General features: G+C 31.8%; 4 protein-coding genes. All 4 read left to right on the plus strand.

Annotated elements, in window-relative coordinates; all coding sequences use genetic code 11:
- The coding region (locus RWZ86_RS08110; RefSeq protein WP_314681298.1) for a hypothetical protein at positions 1–530 on the plus strand (530 nt) is incomplete at its 5' end.
- A gap of 400 nt (positions 531–930) precedes the next feature.
- Positions 931–2,574 (plus strand): Na/Pi cotransporter family protein, encoded by a 1,644-nt coding sequence (locus tag RWZ86_RS08115; protein ID WP_314681300.1) that lies wholly within the window; start codon positions 931–933, stop codon positions 2,572–2,574.
- A gap of 112 nt (positions 2,575–2,686) precedes the next feature.
- Complete coding sequence (locus RWZ86_RS08120; protein WP_314681303.1) at positions 2,687–4,312, plus strand: ATP-binding cassette domain-containing protein; 1,626 nt, start codon at positions 2,687–2,689, stop codon at positions 4,310–4,312.
- A gap of 34 nt (positions 4,313–4,346) precedes the next feature.
- Positions 4,347–4,829 (plus strand): nucleoside 2-deoxyribosyltransferase, encoded by a 483-nt coding sequence (locus RWZ86_RS08125; protein WP_006702719.1) that lies wholly within the window; start codon positions 4,347–4,349, stop codon positions 4,827–4,829.
- Positions 4,830–4,974 lie beyond the last annotated feature (145 nt).

The raw sequence follows: 4,974 nt of genomic DNA on the forward strand, positions 1-4,974 counted from the left end.
ATTATCATAAGAGAAAACTATCCCATAAAAGTTTACTCAAAGCGTTACCTATTTCGGTTGTACGTCTAAATATAGATGAGTGGTTTTATACGTTGGGATTGTTTTATTTCTTACCAGTAATTATAGTTTTGATAGGAATTTCTTTATATTGTATAGCTTTTGGTGTTAATTTTTTTAACTATCCATTTTTTGTTACAACGTTAAATGGTCCAAGAATTTATTCAGCTTATCATTTGTTTTTTATATCGATCTTTTATCCAGTAGTGTCAACTTATATTTGTTACATTCTAGAAAAAATCCTTGTGTTCCTTTTTAAAGATGAAATATTATCGATTATTTGTCTTCTCACTTTAATTGCTACTTGTACTATTTTTTGTCTATTTAACACTCCATTTGGGATGATGATAGTGTTACCGATGCTTCAAAATAATCAGTCTGTTACTATAGGATTTTTAATGTTGAGTATTTGTATGCTGTTGACTTTTTACGTTATGAATTATCTTTTCATAAAATTTGTAGATTTAAGATAGGGTTGAAGGAATAATGATGCCAGAAGGAAATGACCTTATATTTGCACACTAATTATGTAGTTAGGAAAGGATACCGTATAATTTTACTATTGTCTCGAATTGCAAGACTATCTTGATGTAAATAACTATGCTGTATTTTATAAATATGAGCATAATATAGTTACCATACTTAGAATATTTTATGCGTCAAGTCATTTAGAAGAATGATAAAAGATTTATAATAACTATTAAATTTACCAACTCCAATTTCTTGATAGATTCTGTCTATTGAGAGAGTGGAGTTATTTGTATTTTTACATAAAATTCTCTTTTCAAGTGCTAGTGGCTATGTTACAATCGTGGTGTTTATATCATATAAACAATTTAAAATTTAATAGACAACAAAGGAGTTAAAAACACCATGTATTTAGAGATGTTTTTAGGTGCAGTTGCTGGATTAAGTTTGTTCTTGTATGGGATGAAATTAATGGCGGATGGATTGCAAAAATTTGCAGGAGATAAGCTAAAAAGTATCGTTCGTACATTAACAAAAAATCGTTTGATGGCTGTTTTAGTTGGGATGTTCGTAACAATGGTTATTCAAAGTTCAAGTGCTACTTCTGTAATGGTAGTCGGCTTTGTAAATGCTGGAATTATGACGATTCAACAAGCGGTTGGTGTAATTTTTGGGGCCAATATTGGTACAACAATTACAGGTCAAATGGTTTCCTTCAATCTGTCTCAATGGGCGCCTATAGCAATTGGTACAGGAATTTTAATGGGAGCAATTGTGAAGAATCCTAAGATGAAAGAATTAGCGGAAATCTTAGTAGGGTTCGGAATTTTGTTCATTGGTATGAACTATTTAAAAGACGCTTTAGCACCGCTAAAAGATTTACCAGCCTTTACGGAATGGATTGTTAATTATGGACATCATCCATTATTTGGAGTAGCACTTGGATTTATTATGACACTTGCTCTTCAAAGTTCTTCTGCAACGATTGGGGTTTTAATTGCGTTAGCTTCTCAAGGAGTTTTACCATTTACGACTGCTCTATACATTATTTTTGGAGATAACATTGGTACATGTACTACAGCGTTAATTAGTAGTTTAGGGACTTCAAGACGTGGTAAACAAGTAGCTGTGATTCATTTGAGTATTAACATTATTGGTACAATTTACTTCATGATGTTTTTAACTGGTATTTTAACAAATATTGTAACATCAATGGATGCTACTGATGTCGCAAGACAAATTGCGAACGCTCATACTATTTTCAATATTGTAAATGTGATTGTGTTATTCCCATTTGCTAATTTATTATTGAAATTAGCGGACATCATTGTTCCAGAACCAACAGTAGAATTAATCGAGGTAGAAGAGAAACCAACAAGTTATTTAGACAAACGTATTTTAGTAACACCATCGATTGCGTTACAAAATACAATGTATGAATTTGCTGCCATGTCTCATGCTGCTGATCAAACATTAACCTATGCGATTGATGCGATTCGTTTAAGAAGTCAAGAGAAGATTGAACAAGCATTTGCTAGTGAACAACAAGTGAATCAATACCAAAAAGCTATTGTGGAATATTTAATCGAGATTTCTCAACAAAATGTTTCAACAACTGACCAAGAAACGATTGATGAATTATTTAGTACAGCTAACGACGTGGAACGTATTAGTGACCATGCTGAAAATATTGCAGACTTTGCGAAAGCTGTATTAGAACGTGATATTGTATTAGATGAAAAGACTTTATCAGAATTAGAACATGTATTTGAATTAGTTCAAAAAGGATTTGCGATGTCAATCGATACATTATCAACGGGTAATTTAGTAAAAGTTAAAGAAGTGATTACAATTGAGCGAGAAATCGACCGATTGAAAATTGAAATTCGTGATAAGTACATGAAACGTATGAATAAAGGCATTGCAAGTGCTGAATCTGGTATTTTTGTCATGGATTTATTAAGTAACTTAGAACGTATTAGTGACCACTTTAGAAATATTGGTGAGACCGTTCAAAGATTAGGACGTCCAGTAGTTGTAACTGAATAAAACAAGTAAAAGATGATGCCATTTGGTGTCATCTTTTTTAGTGATTAATTGTTATTTATAGATAATTATAGTACAATCAATAAGGATAAAAATGTTATAAAAGGAGAATTTCATGTTAAAAGTTTCAAACGTAAGTTTATTATTTTCAGATCGTAAATTATTTGATGAAGTAAATATTACATTCACACCTGGCAACTGTTACGGAGTTATCGGTGCAAATGGTGCGGGTAAATCTACATTTTTAAAAATTTTGTCTGGTGAATTACAACCAACAACAGGGGAAGTTATTTTAGATCCTCATGAACGTTTAACTGTCTTAAAACAAGATCACTTCGCTTTTGAAGATGAACGTGTTATTGATACTGTTATTATGGGGCATAAACAATTATTTGATATTATGAAAGAAAAAGATGCCATCTACATGAAAGAAGATTTTTCTGATGAAGATGGAATTCGTGCTGCAGAACTTGAAGGTGAGTTCGCAGAATTAAATGGTTGGGAAGCAGAAAGTGATGCTTCACAATTATTACAAGGTTTAGGAATTACAGAAGACTTACATTACAAATTAATGAGTGAATTAGTGGAAGCTGAAAAAGTTAAGGTATTATTAGCTCAAGCATTATTTGGTAAGCCTGATGTACTATTACTAGACGAGCCTACAAACGGTTTAGATGCTAAATCAATTGCATGGTTAGAAGAATTTTTAATTAATTTTGAAAATACGGTTATCGTTGTTTCCCATGACCGTCACTTCTTAAATAAAGTATGTACTCATATGGCTGACGTTGACTTTGGTAAAATTAAATTATTCGTAGGAAACTATGATTTCTGGTTACATTCAAGTCAATTAGCTGCTAAATTAATGGCAGACCAAAATGCTAAAAAAGAAGAAAAAATTAAAGAATTACAAGAATTTATCGCTCGCTTCTCTGCGAACGCTTCTAAATCAAAACAAGCGACATCTCGTAAAAAAATGTTAGATAAAATTACACTAGATGATATTCAACCATCAAGTCGTAAATATCCATTCGTTGGATTTACTCCTGCAAGAGAAATTGGGAATGATTTATTAATTGTTGAAGGATTATCAAAAACAATTGATGGTGAAGTGATTTTTGAAAATGTAAGCTTCCAATTGAAAAAAGATGATAAAGTTGCTTTCTTAAGTCGTTCAGATATTGCGATTACAACATTATTCAAAATTTTAACAGGGGAAATGGAAGCAGATAGTGGTACATTTAAATGGGGAGTAACAACTAGTCAAGCATACTTACCAAAAGATATGACAGAAGAATTCTCAAATCCTCAATTAAATATTTTAGAATGGTTACGTCAATATGCACCGGTTGAAGAACAAGATAATACATTCTTACGTAGCTTCTTAGGTCGTATGTTATTCTCTGGAGATGATGTTATGAAACAAGTAACAGTTCTTTCAGGGGGAGAAAAAGTACGCTGTATGTTATCTAAATTAATGCTATCAAAAGCAAATGTATTATTATTAGATGACCCAACAAACCACTTAGACTTAGAATCTATTACAGCATTAAATGATGGTTTAATTGCCTTCAAAGGTTCATTATTATTCTCAAGTCATGACCATGAGTTTATTCAAACAACTGCTAACCGTATTATTGAAATCGGACCAAAAGGTATTGTGGATCGTTTGGAATCTACTTATGATGAATTCTTAGAAAATGATGAAGTTCAAGCTCGTGTAGATGCTTTATATCAATAAGATAGACTTTAATTTGCTATAGGAGAGAAGCGCTATGAAAAAAATTTATTTTGCCAGTCCATTATTTTCAGAAATGGAATTAGCTTTTAATGAAAGTTTTGTCAAACGAATTCGAGAAGAATATCCGCAATTGGAAGTTTATCTTCCGCAAGAACAAATGGCGATTAATGATAAAAATTCTTTCGCAGATTCAACGATGATTGCTAGATATGATACGGATGCTTTACTAGATGCAGATTTAGTGATTGCCATTTTAGATGGGGCAATTATTGATGCAGGTGTTGCTAGTGAGATAGGAATTGCCTATCAAGCAGGTATTCCAATTTTGGCTTTATATAGTGATAGTCGTCAATATGGGGCTGAAAATGCAGAAAAATTAGTAGCATTACAAGAAGTTGCTGAATCTCAATTCCCATACGCAAATTTATATACAGTAGGTCTGATTAAATTAAGAGGGGAAGTCTTCTCAAGTACTCAAGAATTATTAGAAGCTTTACCTGCTTATATTATGGCTTAAGTGAAAATAGTATGAAACAAATTCGATACTCTAAATTGAAACAAGAGTGTCGAATTTTTATTTTCGAAGATATAAGAGGCTGATAATTTTTGTTAGGGTATCATACATTTGTGACAAAAAAAGAATAAAAAAAGAGAACCAATGT

Origin of the sequence: uncultured Granulicatella sp. (assembly GCF_963545075.1) — a bacterium.
In the GTDB taxonomy this organism is placed as follows: Bacteria; Bacillota; Bacilli; order Lactobacillales; family Aerococcaceae; genus Granulicatella.

Coding starts and splice junctions, on each gene's coding strand:
- RWZ86_RS08115 (WP_314681300.1), top strand. CDS start 931: ATGTATTTAGAGATGTTTTTAGGTGCAGTTGCTGGATTAAGTTTGTTC.
- RWZ86_RS08125 (WP_006702719.1), top strand. CDS start 4,347: ATGAAAAAAATTTATTTTGCCAGTCCATTATTTTCAGAAATGGAATTA.
- RWZ86_RS08120 (WP_314681303.1), top strand. CDS start 2,687: ATGTTAAAAGTTTCAAACGTAAGTTTATTATTTTCAGATCGTAAATTA.